Source organism: Gemmobacter megaterium (genome assembly GCF_900156815.1).
Lineage (GTDB): Bacteria > Pseudomonadota > Alphaproteobacteria > Rhodobacterales > Rhodobacteraceae > Wagnerdoeblera > Wagnerdoeblera megaterium.
Genome location: NZ_FTOT01000002.1, coordinates 152,126 through 169,179, shown reverse-complemented (window position 1 = coordinate 169,179; position 17,054 = coordinate 152,126). Strand labels below are relative to the sequence as shown.

14 protein-coding genes are annotated in these 17,054 nt (G+C 66.1%); 7 read left to right on the top strand and 7 right to left on the bottom strand.

The features are described 5' to 3' along the window. Positions 1-33: 33 nt before the first annotated feature. From BW970_RS05260 to BW970_RS05240, 5 genes are read right to left on the bottom strand one after another with little or no spacing between them, the layout of a single operon-like run. Positions 34-1,575, bottom strand: a complete 1,542-nt coding sequence (locus BW970_RS05260) for an indolepyruvate oxidoreductase subunit beta family protein (protein WP_076529378.1) — start codon at positions 1,573-1,575, stop codon at positions 34-36. Continuing rightward, complete coding sequence (locus BW970_RS05255) at positions 1,572-3,719, bottom strand: thiamine pyrophosphate-dependent enzyme (protein WP_076529377.1); 2,148 nt, start codon at positions 3,717-3,719, stop codon at positions 1,572-1,574. The genes BW970_RS05260 and BW970_RS05255 overlap by 4 nt, the downstream gene beginning before the upstream one ends. Positions 3,720-3,731: 12 nt before the next feature. Then, positions 3,732-4,211 (bottom strand): MarR family winged helix-turn-helix transcriptional regulator, encoded by a 480-nt coding sequence (locus BW970_RS05250; RefSeq protein ID WP_076529376.1) that lies wholly within the window; start codon positions 4,209-4,211, stop codon positions 3,732-3,734. After that, complete coding sequence (locus BW970_RS05245; protein WP_076529375.1) at positions 4,208-5,767, bottom strand: phytoene desaturase family protein; 1,560 nt, start codon at positions 5,765-5,767, stop codon at positions 4,208-4,210. Before BW970_RS05245 ends, BW970_RS05250 begins: the two co-directional genes overlap by 4 nt. A 4-nt stretch (positions 5,768-5,771) precedes the next feature. Beyond that, the gene (locus tag BW970_RS05240; RefSeq protein ID WP_076529374.1) at positions 5,772-6,563 is read right to left on the bottom strand and encodes a cyclase family protein; all 792 of its coding nucleotides are present in this window, start codon (positions 6,561-6,563) and stop codon (positions 5,772-5,774) included. 115 nt (positions 6,564-6,678) lie between these two features. Here BW970_RS05240 and BW970_RS05235 point away from each other — a divergent pair, with 115 nt between their 5' ends. From BW970_RS05235 to BW970_RS05205, 7 genes are all read left to right on the top strand, one after another. Next, positions 6,679-8,250, top strand: coding sequence for a phytoene desaturase family protein (locus BW970_RS05235; protein ID WP_076529373.1), 1,572 nt, complete (start codon positions 6,679-6,681; stop codon positions 8,248-8,250). 62 nt (positions 8,251-8,312) lie between these two features. After that, a complete protein-coding gene (locus BW970_RS05230) occupies positions 8,313-9,836 on the top strand; it encodes an ABC transporter substrate-binding protein (protein ID WP_076529372.1) in 1,524 nt (507 codons plus the stop codon). Between the two features lie 138 nt (positions 9,837-9,974). Then, the gene (locus tag BW970_RS05225; protein ID WP_076529371.1) at positions 9,975-10,979 is read left to right on the top strand and encodes an ABC transporter permease; all 1,005 of its coding nucleotides are present in this window, start codon (positions 9,975-9,977) and stop codon (positions 10,977-10,979) included. Then, on the top strand, positions 10,972-11,823 hold the full coding sequence (locus BW970_RS05220) for an ABC transporter permease (RefSeq protein WP_076529370.1): 852 nt from the start codon (positions 10,972-10,974) through the stop codon (positions 11,821-11,823). Before BW970_RS05225 ends, BW970_RS05220 begins: the two co-directional genes overlap by 8 nt. Continuing rightward, the gene (locus BW970_RS05215) at positions 11,820-12,692 is read left to right on the top strand and encodes an ABC transporter ATP-binding protein (RefSeq protein ID WP_076529369.1); all 873 of its coding nucleotides are present in this window, start codon (positions 11,820-11,822) and stop codon (positions 12,690-12,692) included. Before BW970_RS05220 ends, BW970_RS05215 begins: the two co-directional genes overlap by 4 nt. After that, positions 12,685-13,485, top strand: coding sequence for an ATP-binding cassette domain-containing protein (locus tag BW970_RS05210; RefSeq protein ID WP_076529368.1), 801 nt, complete (start codon positions 12,685-12,687; stop codon positions 13,483-13,485). The genes BW970_RS05215 and BW970_RS05210 overlap by 8 nt, the downstream gene beginning before the upstream one ends. A 50-nt stretch (positions 13,486-13,535) precedes the next feature. Beyond that, positions 13,536-14,795 (top strand): glycerate kinase type-2 family protein, encoded by a 1,260-nt coding sequence (locus tag BW970_RS05205; protein ID WP_076529367.1) that lies wholly within the window; start codon positions 13,536-13,538, stop codon positions 14,793-14,795. Between the two features lie 109 nt (positions 14,796-14,904). Here the strand turns inward: BW970_RS05205 and BW970_RS05200 are convergent, their stop codons facing one another. Beyond that, entirely contained in the window at positions 14,905-16,269 is a 1,365-nt protein-coding gene (locus BW970_RS05200; protein WP_076529366.1) for a glutamine synthetase family protein, read from the bottom strand. 5 nt (positions 16,270-16,274) lie between these two features. Then, positions 16,275-16,964, bottom strand: a complete 690-nt coding sequence (locus BW970_RS05195) for a type 1 glutamine amidotransferase (RefSeq protein ID WP_076529365.1) — start codon at positions 16,962-16,964, stop codon at positions 16,275-16,277. Positions 16,965-17,054 lie beyond the last annotated feature (90 nt).

The following is a 17,054-nucleotide window of genomic DNA, read 5'->3' as shown; positions in this document are numbered from 1 at the left end:
CGGCGCCCCTTTTCCGATGCGGATGGCGGGTGGTCAGGCGAAGCTGCGGATGGTCTGGATCGCGCCGTCCAGATCGGTGCCATCTTCATCCTTGAGCGCCGCTTCGCGCAGGCGGCGGGCCCAGTCGGCGGCGTCGGCACGGTTGGCCACCAGCGCGATGCCGTCGAGCACGCGGTCGAATTTCGACAGGCCGCGGCTGTGGGTGTCGGAATAGCCCTTGACCAGGCGGCGGCAGCGCAGCACCTCGACCGCCAGGTCATAATTTGCAGCGCGGTAGGACAGGGCCGTTTCCAGCCAGCGGTGCAGGTGGGTCTGTTCCTGCTGGTGGCGCAGGGTTTTCCGGCGCCAGCCCTTCATCCCGCCGAGCACATAGAGCATGACATAGGCTGTCAGGCTGTCGGAGCGCAGGCGGCGGCCCTTGTCGAACCAGCGGGTCAGGCGGGCCATTTTCGCCGGGTCGGCCTGCCAGCGCGCACCCATGGCCGCGGGCATCATGCCGCTGATCTCGGCGGCCTGCGGATGGAAATATTCGGTCAACTGCATCAGGGTGCCGTCCTTGACCTTCATCTCGCCCTTGATGCGGGCAAACCGGGCGGCGCGGGTCTTGCGGTCGGCCACGCGGATGATGTCGTCATAGCACAGCGCATTGGCGATGTACTTTGCCGCCTCGCGCCCCAGCGCCCAGCCGTTTTCGGCGCGGTCTTGCGCCAGCACCTTGTCCAGCCGGTCGAGATATTCGGTGCCATAGGCAAGATCCTGGAAATCCACCACCTTTTCCAGGCCAGGCAGCGCCATTTCGGCCACCGGGCCGGGCAGGGCGGCGGCGCGGGCGGCCAGCCTGTCCCATTCCGTTTTCAGCCGGGCAGGGCCGGACACGGCGGCCTTGGCCATGGGTTTCGGGGCCGGCGCGGCCTCGGACTGAACGCCGTTCACCGCGGCGTCGAACCCGGCGTTGAAGGCGCGCAGGCTGGCCTCGACCCCCTTGCCCCCGGCGCGGATCGCATCCTCAAACGCCGAGCGCGGGAAGGGCAGTGCCCCCGAGGCGGCCAGCGCGCCAAAGATCGAGGCGGAGATCACCGAGCCCTGTTTCACTGCCACCTGATCGAAATTCGCCGCGATGAACCGGCGGGCGGCGATTTCTGCCGCTGCCATCACCTCGTCCGCCGAGGCGATGCCGTTGCCGGGCACCATCTTTTCCGACACCGCCAGCGAGCGGTGGGTCGAGGCGATCAGGGTGGTGCGGTCCGGGGTGACGAAGCCGCGCATGATCGAGCGGCCAGCCTCCATCATTTCGGCGGCGATCATCACATCGACATCGCCCGCAGCAGGCATCAGCGAGAAAATCGGCACACCCCCGGCGGCGGGCGCCATTTCTATGTAATAGACCGTGGCGCCGGTGCGTTGGGCCACGCCGGCCACGCTGGTGGCCTGGGCGGCATAGCCATTGGCGCGGGCCAGATCCTCGATCCAGTTGGTCAGGACGCCGCCGCCCTGACCGCCCACGGCCAGGATTGCCAGTTTGATGATGCCTTGCAGCCGGGCATCGGGCGTCTTGTGCGACAGGGGGGCGTTCATGCGGCCTCTCCAAAGTTCAGGCGGCGCGCGGCGCGGCGCGCTTGCAGCCAGCCGATGATGCCATCGCGCCATTTGGCGATGCGGGTTTCCATGGCGCTGGGGTTGTGCACCACCCGCGCCTCGTAGAACGACGGGCACAAGACGGCGGCATCCGCCACCTCGCCGCAGTTGCCGCAGCCGACGCAGGATTGGTCGATGCTGGCGACCGGATCGTCGCGCAAGGGATCGTCCAGCACCTTGAGGCCCAGCGAGGGGCAGCCCGACAGCCGCATGCAGGCGTGATCGCCGGTGCAGATATCCTCGTCCACGCCAAAGCGCGGGGTTTCCACCCGGCGACCGTCCTTGATGGCCTTGGCGGTCAGCGGCTTTTCCCGGCGCTGCTTGTTGAGCATGCATTCCGACGAGGCGACGATGACCTTGGGGCCCTTTTCCGGGGTGGTCAGCGCCTCGCGCAGCACGTTACGCATGTGGGTCACGTCATAGGTGCGGTCGATCTGGCGCACCCATTTGATGCCAATGCCTTCCAGCGCCTTGGAAATCGGGTTGTTGGTGGCCTTGGTCGGGTTCTTGGCGCGGGACGACATGATGTCCTGCCCGCCGGTCGCGGCCGAATAATAGTTGTCCACCACGACCGCGACCGCATCGGCCTTGTTGAAGGCCATGTTGGTGAACGAGGACGACAGGCCGTTGTGCCAGAAGCCGCCGTCACCCACCATGGCGATGGAGCGTTTCTTGCCGCCGCCCTCAAAGGCGCCGTTGCCCGCAGGACCCAGGCCATAGCCCATGGTCTGGCCGCCCACCTCGAAAGGTGGCAGCGAGCCGAACAGGTGACAGCCGATGTCGCCGGCGATCTGATGCTTGCCCAGTTCCTTCTGCACCAGCTTGATGGCGGCAAAGATCGGGCGTTCCGGGCAGCCGGTGCAGAACCCCGGCGGGCGGATCGGCACGACCTTGGACAGATCGGGGATCTGCGGCGCCTCCTGATTGGGGGCGCGGACCATGGCGGGCACCATGTCGGGCGCGGCCTTTTTCAGATAGGCGGTGATGCTGTCCAGCAGCACCTGGCCGGTGTATTCCCCGGCCATCGGCAGGATGCCCTTGCCTTCGACCTGCACCTTGGACCCGGCGCGGTAGAGATAGGTGGTCAGCGTCTGTTCGATGAATTCGGGCTGGCCTTCCTCGATGACGAGGATCGACTCCTTGCCCTCGCAGAATTCCAGGAACTCGTCCTTGACCAGCGGATAGGCGACGTTCAGCACATAGAGCGGGATGTCGGTATTGCCGAAAATGTCGGCCAGCCCCAGCCGTTGCAGCGCGCGGATGACGTTGTTGTACATCCCGCCTTGCAGGACAAAGCCGATCTTGGACTTCTCGGGCCCGAAAAATTCGTTCAACTGGTTGTCGCGGATGTATTTTTCCGCTGCGGGCCAGCGCACGTCGATCTTTTCGTGTTCATGCACGAAGGAATAGGGCGGCAGCACGACGCGCTTGAAATCCGACCGCGGATTGGCCAGCGCCTCGGCCACGGGCAGGGTGGGCGCGCGGTTGTCCTTGCATTCGAAGCTGCCCGTCACATGGCAGGCGCGGATGCGCACGGTCAGCATGACGGGGGTGTTCGACGCCTCGGACAGCTCAAACCCGTGACCCACCGCCTTGACGATGCTCGGCAGGTTGGGGCGCGGATCCAGCAGCCACATCTGCGATTTCATCGCAAAGGCGTGGGTGCGTTCCTGCATGATGCTGGAGCCTTCGCCGTAATCCTCGCCCACGATGATCAGCGCGCCGCCCGTCACCCCGCCGGATGCCAGGTTCGCCAGCGCGTCGGATGCGACGTTCACCCCCACCGGTCCCTTAAAGGTGATGGCGCCGCGAATGGGATAATGCACCGAGGCGGCCAGCATGGCCCCCGCTGCGGCCTCGTTGGCATTGGCCTCGAAGCGCACGCCAAGCTCGCCCAGCAGTTCCTCGGCATCGGCCAGCACGTCCATCAGATGGCTGATCGGTGCCCCCTGATAGCCGCCGACATAGCCGACGCCGTTTTCCAGCAGCGCCTTGGTGATGGCGAGGATCCCCTCGCCGGTGAACGTCTCGCCGGCACCTTTGCGCAGGTGTTCGACTTCGGCCTTGAAACTGCGTTCCGCCATGGCTGGTTCCTGTCAGATATCGTGCTTGCGGATATTGGAGAGTATCTTTTGCAGCGTGCCTACAAAGGCGCGCCGTTCGCTGTCGGGGATGCCCCGGAACATGCGGTCATAGGCGTCGAACATCTGCGGCCACAGCGCCTCATGCGCGGCACGGCCTGCCTCGGTGATGGTCACGCGGGTGGCGCGGCTGTCGGTCGGGTCGGGTTCGCGGCGCACAAGGCCCGCTGCATCCAACTGGTCCAGCGCGCGCGACAGGGTGGATTGTTCGATCACCGTATAGACGGCCAGTTCCCGGATCAGCGGCCCGTCCAGCACGGAAAGCGAGGCGAGCGCGCGCATTTTCGCCGTGGTCAGCCCCTGTTTCGTCAGCTCATCGCGCAGCGACGCATTGTAGCGCGCCATGATGCGGTTCATCAGATAGGGCGCAAAATTCGACAGCCCGATCTCGCCCAGACGTGGCAGCGTGTCGTGGGGGGACAGATCGTCGCTCATGCGCCCAGGCCCTTGGCCGCCAGATAGCCCGATCCGCCGCCCAGACCAGGGCCGGGATGGGTCGAGGCGCCGATATGGGTCAGCCCGCGCACTGCGCTGCCCTTGGCCGAATGGGCAAAGGGACGCCAGATAAAGAACTGGTCGATGGAACAGGCCCCGCCATAGGGATCGCCGCCGACAAGGTTGATGTTCATCGCCTCCAGATCCGCCGGGCTATAGGCGCGGCGGGCCAGCTTGATCGCGTCGAAATCCTTGATGTGCTGCGCCAGAATGGCCTCGATCCGGTCGGCAAACGCCTCGCGCGTGGCTTCGTCCCATGTGCGGCCGGGGATCTGGCCTGCGGCATCGCCCTTGATCTCGCGGGGGGCATCGGGGATCTGGATCCAGATCACCGCCTTGCCCTGTGGTGCGCGCGACGGATCCAGCGCCGTGGGTTGGCCCACGCAGATGGTGGGGGTTTCGGGGAACAGGCCGCGTTCGGCCTCGTTCGCGGATTTGGAGACCGAATCGATGCTGTCGGCCAGATGGATCAGCGCCACCTGATCCAGCCCCGGTGTGGTCCATTCGGGCGCCCGGTCCAGCGCGTAATGCAACTGGAAATCGGCGCGGCCATGGCGGAAGGTCCGGGTCGCGGCGCGGTCCTGTGGCAGGTTCACCCCGTTCAGCAGCCGCCCGTACAGTTGCCCCGGCGCAACCGAGGCAAGGACGGATCCGGCCGCGATTTCCACGCCGCCGGACAGGCGCACGCCGGTGACGCGGCCATCCCGGACAAGGATCCGGTCCACATCGGCGCCGGTGCGGATCTCGCCGCCATTCGCCTCGATCAGGCTGACAAAGGCGTTGACGGCGGCGACCGATCCACCCTTGACGATGGGCGCCCCGGCAGCCTCCAGCGCAAAGGCGACGACCTTGGCCATCTGCCCGGAATAGGCGCTTTCGGGGGTCAGGCCGCAATGCAGCACCCAGGGCGCCCACAACGCCTGCACGACGGGGCTGCGGTAGTCGGTTTCCAGCCAGCCGCGCGCGGGGGCCAGTGCGGTGCCGAACCAGGCGGCAAGGCCGGACAGGCCGCGCCTGCGCGCCTGACCCAGCAGCAGCCGCGCGGTTTTCCACGACCACAGATTGCCGCCCAGCAGGCTGAACAGGAAGGGTGCATCCGCCTCCAGCGCGCCGACATCGCGGCCATGCTGATCGCCGTCGCCCGCCAGCACATCATTGAAATTGCGAATATTCTCTGCGCGGTCCGTGGTCAGGACCAGCGCCTCGCCACCCGGCCGCAGAACGGCGGTCGGATGGGGCGTATGGCAGAACTCCAGCCCGTGCCGGGCCAGATCCCCGGCCAGTTCTGCATAGGCCGGAGACGTGATGAACAGCACGAAGGTGGTGGCCATCACGTCATGGGTAAAGCCGGGCAGGGTGGCGGCTTCGGTCCGCAGGCACCCGCCGGGCACCTCTGCGCGTTCCAGAACCAGCACCTTCTTGCCCTTGCGCGACAGCAGGGCCGCCGCGACCAGCGCGTTGATGCCCGACCCGATGATGACGTGATCGGCCCCCATGGCGTCAGGCCTTCGGAACCAGCGCCAGCGCGCGGATCGGCGAGCCGGTGCCCTGCTTGATCTTCAGCGGCGCCGCGATCAGGATCGCACCTTTCGGTGGCAGCTTGTCCAGATTGGTCAACGAGGCCAGGCCAAAGCGGTTGTTGGCGTGCAGCAGGTTATGCGCCGGGAAGGGCGGGGTCATGCCACCGGCCAGACCGGCATCAGTGCCGATGCACTGCGTGCCCCAGCCGACGATGCCCTTGTCGATCAGGTACTGGATCACCTCGGCCGTCGGTCCGGGGGTATGCGGGCCGTTGGCATCGGCGTTCAGATACAGCGCCTCGTCATGGTTGCGTTTGTCCCAGTCCGACCGCATCACGACCCATTCGTCCTTGCCGATCTCGCCATGTTCGGCCTCCCAGGCCTTCACATGTTCGATGGTCAGCAGGAAATCGTGGTTCTCGGCGGCTTCCTTGCTGAAATCCAGCACGTTGACCGGGGCGACCAGCCGCTGCACCTTCAGCGTGTCGGTGTAGCCTTCGGGGTTGTCCTTGCCGGTGATCCAGTGATGCGGCGCATCGAAATGGGTGCCCGAATGTTCGCCCAGTTCCAGCCAGTTCCAGGCCCAGAACGGACCGTCATTGTCGTATTCGCTGATCTTGTGGATCTTGATCGGCGGGGTGTCCTTGGCCAGTTCCGGCGGCAGCTTCAGCAGCGGCGTCTCGGGCCCGAGCGTGCCCGAGCAATCGACCACCTCGATTCCCCCCGAAAGGATCATGGTCCCGAGGTTCTGCAGAACGGCGGCAGAGGTCATGCGTATGTCTCCCTGAGATTGGCGGGGGTAGGGCCCCCGTCGGATGCGGTGAAATGATGCTGGACAGAAATGAATGCATTTGCAAGTATATTCTAAAAAGAAGGACCAGGGAGCAATGAACGACACGTTCGACGCCGTGATCATCGGCGCGGGCCACAATGCGTTGGCCTGTGCCCTGCACCTGACCGCCAGGGGCTGGTCGGTCGGCGTGTTCGAACAGGCCGCCGAACCGGGCGGCGCGGTGCGCACGGGGGCATATACGCTGCCGGGATTCCGCCATGACTGGGCCGCGATGAACATGTCGCTGTTCGCTGGAAGCCAATTTTTCAAGGCGTATGGCCCGGCGCTTATGGCACGGGGGCTGGAACTGGCGCCGACGAGCCATCCCTTTGCCAGCGCCTTTCCGGATGGCCGCTGGCTGGGGATCGGCACCGACCTGGCCGAGACGCAATCGCGGATTGCCGCGTTCTCGGCAGCCGATGCAGCCACATGGGCGCGGTTGGCAGGCCAGTTCCCGGCCGATGCGAATCACATCTTCGCGCTGCTGGGCTCGCCCATGAAAATGCGTGCACTCGCATCCATTCTGTGGCGCCTTTGGCGCGAGCGCGGCATCGGCGGCACGCAGGACATGGGCAAGTTCCTGCTGTCGTCGCCCCGCGCCTGGCTGGAGGACACGTTCGAGTCTCCCCACCTGCGGGCCACCCTCGGCGCCTGGGGGCTGCATCTTGATTATGCTCCCGACGTCGCGGGTGGCGCGCTTTTTCCCTATCTGGAGGGGATGGCAGGCCAGGCCTTCGGCATGGTTCTGGCCAAGGGCGGGGCAGGCCGGGTGACAGATGCGCTGGTGGCCGAGATTTCGGCGCGCGGCGGGCATGTGGAATGCAACGCCCCCGTCGTGCGCATCCTGCACACCGGCGAGGCGGCCAGCGGGATCGAACTGGCGGATGGGCGGACCATCACCGCGCGCAAGGCGGTGATCGCGGGCGTCGCGCCCAAGGGGCTGATGCGGCTGACCGGGGGCACGGGCGATGCCGGTTTTGACGGGGCGATGACGCGCTATCGCCACGCGCCGGGCACCATGATGATTCATCTGGCCATGGATGCGCTGCCGCCCTGGGCCGCAGGGGCAGATCTGCACCGCTATGCCTATGTGCATCTGGCACCCTCGCTGGACCAGATGGCGCGCACCTATCAGCAGGCCAGCGCCGGGCTGTTGCCGGATGAACCGGCGCTGGTTGTCGGCCAGCCCACCGTGGTCGATCCCAGCCGCGCGCCCGAGGGCAAGCATGTGCTGTGGGTTCAGGTCCGCATGGTGCCCGGCACCATTCTGGGCGATGCGGCTGGCCGGATCGCCGCCACCGATTGGGCAGATGCGTCGGGGCCAATGGCGGAACGCGCGCTGGACATCCTGGAACGCTATGCCCCCGGCCTGCGCGGTCATATCCTGGGGCAGCATATCGTCAGCCCCGCCGCGCTGGAGGCCGACAACCCCAATCTGGTGGGGGGCGACCAGATCTGTGGCAGCCACCACCTGTCGCAGCACTTCCTGTTCCGGCCCATGCGCGGGCGCACCGACGGATCGACCCCCTTGCGCAACCTTCACCTGACCGGCGCTGCGGTCTGGCCGGGGGCGGGCACGGGGGCCGGGCCGGGCTGGCTGCTGGCGCAAAAGCTGGCAGGGGCCTGAACCGACCGACCAACCCGACGACGACGCAAGCAACAAAGCAAAGCAACCAACAGGGAAACACCATGACACTTTCGCGCCGCAGCCTGCTGCAGATTTCGGCCGCCAGCATGACGCTGGCCTTTGCCAGGCCAGTGCTGGCCCAGGCCATCACCGAACTGGTCATCGCCTATAACGTCAACCTGCCAAGCTGGGATCCGACCACCGGCCCCAGCGCCGTGAACCCCACCATCCAGGGGCTGTACCAGTCGGTTTTTGATCAGTTCATCCTGCAAAAGCCCGATCTGTCGCCCGCGCCCGGCCTGCTGACCGACTGGGGCTGGAACGACGACCGCACCCAGGTGTGGATGGATGTGCGCGAAGGCGTCAAATGGCATGACGGATCGGACTTTACCGCCGAGGATGTCGCCTGGAGCTTGGCGCGCGTGGCCAATCCCGACACCGGCAGCCCGATCCAGTTCGTCTGGGGCACACTGGAAAATCACCGGGTCGAGGGCAACCGCGTGATTGCCGATGTCAAACAGTTCGACCCCACCATCTTCAAGTGGATGTATTTCCTGACCGGCTATGTGCTGCCCAAGGCGTATTACGAGCGTGTCGGGGCCGAAGGGTTCGAGGCTGCGCCGATCGGCACCGGCCCCTATATGGTCGACCGCTACGAACGCAACGCCTTTGTCCGGCTGAAGGCCAATCCCGACTATTGGGGCGGCGCACCTGCGTTCGAGACCGTGACCATCAAATTCGTCACCGATGCCGCCAGCCGCGTGGCCGAGGTGGAATCGGGCAACAGCCATGTCACGCTGGAAATGCCCTACGAGGAATTCGACCGCCTCAAGGGCCGGAGCGGCCTTGCCGGGACCGCGGCGCCGATTTCCGATATTGCGATGATCTTCTTCAACGATATCGACGTGATGCTCGATCCCAACGTGCGCAAGGCGGCGGTGCTGGCGGTGGACAAGCAGACCATCATCGACCGGCTGCTGTCGGGCTATGGCGTGCCGCTGGCCACGCTGGAAACCCCGGAATACGACGCCTTCGATGCCAGTATCGAGGTGCCCTATGACCCGGAAAAGGCCAAGGAACTGCTGGCCGCCTCGGGTTACTCCCCCGAAAATCCGGTGCGGTTCAAGATTCAGACCACCCGTGGCTTCAAGCCCAAGGATTACGAGATCATCCAGGCCATCGTCGGCCTGTGGCGCCGCGTCGGCATCGAGGCCGAGATCGAGGTCTACGAGGTGGCCAAGCATTTCGAACTGCGCGCGGCCGATCAACTGGCCCCGGCGGCCTTCTACAACTGGGGCAATTCGGTGGGTGATCCGACTACCTCGACAGGCTTTGCGATGTATGGCCCCTCGCCCCATTCGGTCTGGGACGGGCAGGATGTGATCGACATGATCAACCCGCTCTGGGGCGAGCCGGACGAGGCCAAGCGGATTGACGGCTGGAAGAAGGTCAGCGCCCATATCGCCGAAGAGGCGCTGGTGCTGCCGCTGTTCCAGTATGTCCAGCCGATCCTGCATGATGCACGGGTCAAGGTGGTGCCTCATGCCTCGGGCGCGCTCTTGCCGCATCTGATGACGCGGGCCTGAGGGGGCAAGCGGGGGCTGCCGCCCCCGCACCCCCGCCCCAAGGGGGGGTGTCCACCCCCCTTGGGAAACCCCCGAGAATAGTTGGGTCAGAGCGAAGCAGGGCGCCCGCGTGGTGTCGTGCATGTCAGGGGTCGTCCTGTGCTGAGAAGAAGTCTGTTGCGGCTGGCAAGCACGCTGGTCACGCTGTTGGGCGTGGCGGTGATCGTGTTTGTCGTCATCCGGGTGGTGCCCGGAAACCCGATTGCCATGATGTTGCCCCCTGGCGCGACGCCAGAGGATGAGCTGCGGCTCAAGGCATTGTATGGCCTGGACAAATCCATTGCCGAGCAGTTCTTTATCTGGCTGGGCGGGGTGCTGCGCGGCGATTTCGGCACGTCGATCAGCACGCGCCAGCCGGTGCTGGGCCTGGTGCTGGGGCGGCTACCGGCCACGTTGGAGCTGTCAGTGATGGCGCTGGTGCTGGCGGTGGTCTGGGGCGGCGCGCTGGCGCTGATCGGCACCCGGTTCCGGGGCGGCCGCACAGAGGCGGCGGTGGATGTGGGCAATGGTATGGCGCTGTCGGTGCCCGATTTCCTGTGGGGGCTGGTGCTGATCCTGCTGTTCGGGGTGCTGTGGCCGGTGTTCCACATTTCGGGGCGCATCTCGCCCAGCCTGGACCTGCCGTTCACCACCAATTTCTATCTGTTCGAAAGCGTGCTGCGGCTGCGGTTCGATCTGTGGGCCGACATCGTGGCGCATATGTTCATGCCGGCGGTGGCATTGGCGCTGCCGCTGGCGGCGATCATCGCACAACTGCTCAAGCAGAGCCTGAAAGAGACGATGCATCTGGACTACGTCACGCTGAGCCGTACCAAGGGCTATGACGAGACCCATGTGATCACGCGCGACGCCTTGCCCAATGCGGTGCTGCCGACGCTGACGCTGGTGGGGGTGCAGTTCACCTTTCTGATCGGTGGCACGGTGATCATCGAGCGGCTGTTTTCCTATGAAGGGCTTGGCAACATGGCCATTGATGCGGTGATCAACCGCGATCTGCCGCTGATCCAGGGCATCGTGATCCTGTTCGCGCTGATCTTCACCGGGGTGAACCTGATTGTCGATCTGCTGTATACCGTATTGAACCCGAGGTTGCGCCATGCTTGACGGACGTTCCAGGGTCAGGCGCCGGGCAGGGCTGCGGCTGTGGTTGTCGGGCGGCTGGCTGATGCTGGCGGCGGGGGCGGCGCTGTTGGCGCCGTGGATCGCGCCGCATGATCCGCTGGCGCAGGATCTGTTCGCCGGGCGGATGCCGCCCTTCTGGGTGCAGGGGGCCGATCCGCTGTATTGGCTGGGCACCGATTCACTGGGGCGCGATGTGCTGAGCCGCCTGTTGCACGGGGCCCGTGTGGCCTTTGCCGTGGCGCTGGTCGCCGGGCTGGCCACGGCAGTGCTGGGGGCCGCGTTGGGGCTGCTGGCGGGATTCTATCGCGGCTGGGTGGATATGGTGGTGTCGCGGTTCATCGACATCTGGATGGCCTTTCCTCCGGTGCTGTTCGCCATCCTGCTGATCGCGGTGATGGGGCCGGGGCTGACCTCGATCATCATTGCCATTGTGATCATCGACTGGACGCGCTTTGCCCGCGTGGTGCGGGCCGAGGCGATGGGGCAGGGCGCAATGGATTATGTCGCCTCGGCGCAGGTGGCGGGACGGGGGCGGTTTTCCACCTTGCTGGTGGAAATCCTGCCCAATGTGCTGCCCACCATCGTGGTGCTGCTGACGCTGGAAATGGGCATTGCGGTGATTGTCGAGGCGATCCTGTCCTTTGTGAACCTGTCGATCTCGACCGACCAGCCCACCTGGGGCGGGATGATCGCCGAGGGGCGCACCTCGATCCATCAGGCATGGTGGGTGCTGGTGGTCCCGCTGGTTGCGCTGTTCCTGACCGTCCTGTCCTTTTCCCAACTGGGCGAAGGGTTGAAGGACCGCTTTGATCCGGTGTTGCGATGAGCTATCTGCATATCGAGAACCTGACTGTCGGCCTGAAAGGCACCGGCGACCGGCTGCTGCGCGGCGTTTCCCTGTCTGTGGATGCAGGCGAGGTGATGGGGCTGGTCGGGGAAAGCGGTGCTGGCAAGTCGATGATCGGCAAGGCGATCCTGGGCATTCTGCCACGTTCGGCCGAGGTGCTGGGCGGCGTGATCGAGATGGATGGCGAAAACCTGCTGGCCCTGCCGCCCCGGCTGCGCCGCCAACGCATCGGGGCCAAGGCGGCGCTGATCCCGCAGGATCCCCTGACGGCGCTGAACCCCAGCCGCCGCATCGCGCCGCAGATCACCGACCGGCTGGTCGACATTCTGGGCTGGGACAAGGCGCGTGCGCGCGACCGGGCGCGCGAGAGTCTGGCCGAGGTGCAGATCCCCGATCCCGACCGGGTCTTGCGCTGCTACCCGCATGAATTGTCAGGCGGGATGCGCCAACGCATCCTGATCGCATCGGCCTTTGCGGCCGAGCCAAAGCTGATCGTGGCGGATGAACCGACGACGGCGCTGGATGTGACGGTGCAAAAGCAGATCCTGCGCCTGATCCGCGACATGCAGGCGCGCCACAACACGGCGCTGCTGTTCGTGACGCATGATCTGGGGGTGGTCGCCAAGATCTGCCAGAAGATGACGGTTCTGTATGGCGGGATGGTGCTGGAACAGACCGACGTGCGGTCGTTCTTCAAGGCGCCGGGCCATCCCTATTCTGCCGCCCTTCTGGCCGCGACCCCGCGCCACGATGACCCCGCCGCCAGCCTGACCCCGGTGCCCGACCATGTGGTGCAGGCGGTCCGGGCCGAGGTGGCCGCCGCAGACAGGATGCAGCGCCATGGATGACATCTACGACGTGCAAGGGCTGCGCCTGTCGCTGGCCGATATGGCGCGCAAGCCGCTGTTCGGCCCCGCCCCCCGGCTGGAGATCCTCAAGGGCCTGACCTTCCGCATCCGGCGCGGCGAGATCGTGGGCATCGTCGGCGGCTCGGGGTCGGGCAAGTCCACGCTGGGCCGCGCGCTGTTGCGCCTGCTCGAACCTTCGGGCGGGCGGGTGCTGTTCGAGGGCACCGACATCACGCATCTGCCCGAGGCGGCCTTGCGCCCCTACCGTCGGCGGATCCAGATGATCTTTCAGGATCCGATGTCCTCGCTCAATCCGCGTCACCGGGTGGGACAGATCATCGCCGCCCCGCTGATCCTGCACGGCGTCGAGGCCCCGCACGAGACGGCCCTGCGCGCGCTGGATCAGGTCGGACTGCCGCGCAGCTTTGCCAGCCGCTATCCGCATGAACTGTCCGGCGGTCAGCGTCAGCGCGTGGGCATCGCCCGCGCCATCGCGCTGCGGCCCGATTTCATCCTGGCGGATGAAATCGTCTCGGGCCTCGACGTCTCCAGCCAGGCGCAGGTGCTGGCCATCCTCAAGGACCGGGTGCGCGATCTGGGGCTGACACTGGCCTTCATCAGCCATGACCTGTCGGTAATCCGGCGGTTGTGTGACCGGGTGATCGTGCTCTATCAGGGCCAGATCGTCGAGGATGGCCCCTGCGACGAGGTGTTTGCCCATCCCCAGGCCGCCTATACCCGCGAATTGCTGGCGGCGATCCCCGATCCCGATCCGGATACCGATTGGTTCTAGGCGGCCCGAAAACCGCTGGCGACGCGGCGGATTGGCGCTATGGTCGCCCCATGGACCAGACCGACCGCACCTTGCTGACCCGCCTTTTCGACACGGCCGTCGCGGCCGCCGATCCCGCCCGCGCCCTGGCCGCGCATCTGCCCGCGCGGCCAGCGGGCCGGACCGTGGTGGTCGGGGCAGGCAAGGGGGCGGCGCAACTTGCAGCGGCCTTTGAAACGCTGTGGGACGGCCCTCTCTCCGGGGTGGTCGTCACCCGCTATGGCTATGCCTGCCCGACCCGGCATATCCGCGTGATCGAGGCGGCGCATCCCGTGCCGGATGCGGCGGGCCTTGCGGCCTCTGCCGCGCTGATGCAGGCGGTGTCTGGCCTTGGCCCTGACGATCTGGTCGTGGCGCTGATCTGCGGCGGCGGATCGGCCCTGCTGCCCATGCCCCCCGGCGATCTGACGCTGGAGGACGAGGCGGCGCTGAACCGCGCGCTGCTGGCATCGGGGGCGCCGATCTCGGCCATGAATGCGATCCGCAAGCAGGTCTCGGGCATCAAGGGCGGGCGGCTGGCACTGGCGGCCGCCCCGGCACAGGTGGTTACGCTGGTGGTGTCGGATGTGCCGGGCGATGATCCGGCGCAGGTTGCGTCTGGCCCCACGGTTCCCGATGCCACCAGCCGCACCCAGGCCCGCGCGCTGGTGGCCAACTGGCGCATCGACCTGCCGCCCACCGTGGCCGACTGGCTGGCAGGTCATCGCGGACTGGCCCCCGACCCGGCCGACCCCGCCTTTGCCCGCACCAGCGTTCAGGTCATCGCCTCGGCCCGCCTGTCGCTCGAGGCCGCGGCCGCCCAGGCTCAGGCCCTTGGCATTCCCGCCGTCATCCTGTCGGATGCGATCGAAGGCGAAGCGCGCGAGGTCGCCCGCGTCCATGCCGCCATCGCCCGCGAGGTCGCGCTGCGCGACCGTCCCTTTGCCCGGCCCGTCGTCCTCCTGTCGGGGGGCGAAACCACCGTCACGCTCAAGGGCCAGGGCAAGGGCGGGCGCAATTCGGAATTCCTGCTTGCGCTTGCACTTGCCACCGAGGGTCTCCCCTTTGCCGCCTTGGCCGCCGATACCGATGGTATCGACGGATCCGAACAGAATGCAGGCGCCTTTGCCACCGGCAGCACCGCCGCGTCGCTGCGCGCGCTCGGGCATGATCCCGCCGCTCTATTGGCTGACAACAACGCCTGGACGGCCTTCGACGCGCTGGGTGATCTGTTCACACCAGGGCCCACCGGCACCAATGTCAACGACTTCCGCGCCATCCTGATCCGCTGACCAGGACTGCCCTGCCCATTCATCTTGCCGCAAATACCCAAATCCGCCGCCCAGGGCCCCAAGGCGCCGCATCCGGCTATGCACCGGCGGCGCCCGCCGCCAGGGAGGCTCAGACGTTCAGCAACAGATGCTCACGCTCCCAAGGGCTGATGACCTGCTGGAACTCCTTGTATTCATGCCGCTTCACCGAGGCATACAGCGCCACGAAATCCGGCCCCAGCACCTCGACCAGCGCGGCATCCTCTTCCAGCAGGTCGATGGCATCGGACAGGTTCAACGGCAGCTCATCCGCACCCATATAGGCATTGACCGTGCATTCCGGGCGCGGCGCCTTGCCTTCTTTCAGGCCCAGATAGCCGCAGGCCAGACTGGCGGCGAGGCCAAGGTAGGGGTTGCAATCCATCCCGGCCAGCCGGTTTTCCACCCGTCGCGCCTCGGGGCCGGAAATCGGCACCCGCAGCCCCGTCGTACGGTTGTCGCGGCCCCATTCCAGATTGATCGGCGCGGCAAAGTCGGGAACATAGCGGCGATAGCTGTTCACATAGGGCGCCAGCAGCGCAACTGCGGCTGGCAGATGCGTCTGCATTCCGGCGATGAAATGCAGGAAGGCCGGCGTTTCGCGGCCCTGCTCGTCGGAAAAGATGTTGCGTCCCGTGGCAATGTCCACCACCGAATGATGGATATGCATGGCGCTGCCCGGCTCGCCCTCGATCGGCTTGGCCATGAAGGTGGCGAAACACTGGTGGCGCAACGCCGCCTCGCGGATCATCCGCTTGAAATAGAAGATATGGTCGGCCAGATCGACAGGGTTGCCATGCGCGAGGTTGATTTCCACCTGACCAGCGCCACCTTCTTGCAGGATGCCGTCGATCTCCAGCCCCATGGCCTCGGCAAAATCATAGATGTCGTCGATCACCTTGCCGTATTCGTCCACCGCGCTCATGGAATAGGCCTGTTTGGCGGCCGCCCTCCGACCGGACCGGCCCATCGGGGGCTGTACCGGCATGTTGGGGTCGAGGTTCGGTGCGACAAAGAAGAACTCCATCTCGGGCGCCACCACCGGGCGCCAGCCTTCGGCCGCATACAGCCCCAGAACATGCTTGAGCACGTTGCGCGGCGCGGTCGGCACCGGATCGCCCTTCTGGTCCAGCGCATCATGGATGATCTGCAAGGTGATGTCGGCGGTCCAGGGCGCCGCGGTCGCCGTGGTGAAGTCGGGAACCAGCGTCATGTCCGGTTCCTTGTATTCATCCTCGCCCTTGGGCGCATCGGCCCATTCGCCGGTGATCGTCTGCAAGAAGATCGAGGTCGGCAGGAAAAAGCTCTTCTGATGCTCGAACTTGAAGGCGGGCATCGCCTTGCCGCGCGCCACCCCGGCAATGTCGGGCACGATGCATTCCACCTCGTCCAGACGACGGCCCGAGACATAGTCGCGGGCGGCTTCGGGCAGCTTCTCGGTCCATTCACCGGACATGGGGATTACCTTTTCTGGCCGCGCGGCGCCTTGAAAAAGGCGGCAATGCGCGCGGCAATGGTCTGGTCGTCAAGCGGTTGGTCCAGCCGGTCGCGTGCGGCGTCCATCAGCGCCTCGGGCACGACGCCCTTGCCGCGCTTGTCCATCAGCCCGGACACGAAATCGCTCGAAAACTCGGGATGTGCCTGCACGGTATAGGCACGGTCGCCATAGGCCAGCGCGGCATGGGTGCAGAAGGGGCTGGTCGCCACCACCTGCGCGCCAGGGGGCAGGGCGGTGACCTGATCCTGATGCCAGGCGTTCAGCCGGATGGTCTCGCCGCCAAAATCGTAGTCCTGCGCGCCGACAGACCAGCCGCCTGCGAATTTCTCCACCTTGCCTCCCAGCGCCTGGGCGATGATCTGATGGCCAAAGCAGATGCCGACCATGGGCACATGCGCGGCATAGGCGCGGCGGATGAACGCCTCCAGCGGCGCGATGAAGGGATGATCCTCATAGGCGCCATGGCGCGAGCCGGTCAGCAACCAGCCGTCGCAGTCATGGACGTCTGCGGGGAACTGCATGTCCACGACGGCATAGTCGCGGAAGGTGAAGCCCCGCCCGGCCAGCAGATTGCGGAACATGTCGGGATAGGTGCCGGATTGCGCGACAAGGGCGTCTGGCGCATGGCCGGTTTGCAGGATGCCGATCAGCATGGAACTCTCGGATGATGAATGCGCGCATCGTAGCCCGCGGGCCGGGGGGCGGGCAAGGGGGGCTCCCGCACCCGTGTGAATGCCCCAGGG

What these genes read in the sequence shown, in the direction of transcription:
- BW970_RS05205 (WP_076529367.1), top strand. Translation starts at nt 13,536, where the DNA reads ATGGACCAGACCGACCGCACCTTGCTGACCCGCCTTTTCGACACGGCC.
- BW970_RS05210 (WP_076529368.1), top strand. Translation starts at nt 12,685, where the DNA reads ATGGATGACATCTACGACGTGCAAGGGCTGCGCCTGTCGCTGGCCGAT.
- BW970_RS05220 (WP_076529370.1), top strand. Translation starts at nt 10,972, where the DNA reads ATGCTTGACGGACGTTCCAGGGTCAGGCGCCGGGCAGGGCTGCGGCTG.
- BW970_RS05250 (WP_076529376.1), bottom strand. Translation starts at nt 4,211, where the DNA reads ATGAGCGACGATCTGTCCCCCCACGACACGCTGCCACGTCTGGGCGAG.
- BW970_RS05215 (WP_076529369.1), top strand. Translation starts at nt 11,820, where the DNA reads ATGAGCTATCTGCATATCGAGAACCTGACTGTCGGCCTGAAAGGCACC.
- BW970_RS05260 (WP_076529378.1), bottom strand. Translation starts at nt 1,575, where the DNA reads ATGAACGCCCCCCTGTCGCACAAGACGCCCGATGCCCGGCTGCAAGGC.
- BW970_RS05195 (WP_076529365.1), bottom strand. Translation starts at nt 16,964, where the DNA reads ATGCTGATCGGCATCCTGCAAACCGGCCATGCGCCAGACGCCCTTGTC.
- BW970_RS05235 (WP_076529373.1), top strand. Translation starts at nt 6,679, where the DNA reads ATGAACGACACGTTCGACGCCGTGATCATCGGCGCGGGCCACAATGCG.
- BW970_RS05230 (WP_076529372.1), top strand. Translation starts at nt 8,313, where the DNA reads ATGACACTTTCGCGCCGCAGCCTGCTGCAGATTTCGGCCGCCAGCATG.
- BW970_RS05255 (WP_076529377.1), bottom strand. Translation starts at nt 3,719, where the DNA reads ATGGCGGAACGCAGTTTCAAGGCCGAAGTCGAACACCTGCGCAAAGGT.
- BW970_RS05200 (WP_076529366.1), bottom strand. Translation starts at nt 16,269, where the DNA reads ATGTCCGGTGAATGGACCGAGAAGCTGCCCGAAGCCGCCCGCGACTAT.
- BW970_RS05240 (WP_076529374.1), bottom strand. Translation starts at nt 6,563, where the DNA reads ATGACCTCTGCCGCCGTTCTGCAGAACCTCGGGACCATGATCCTTTCG.
- BW970_RS05245 (WP_076529375.1), bottom strand. Translation starts at nt 5,767, where the DNA reads ATGGGGGCCGATCACGTCATCATCGGGTCGGGCATCAACGCGCTGGTC.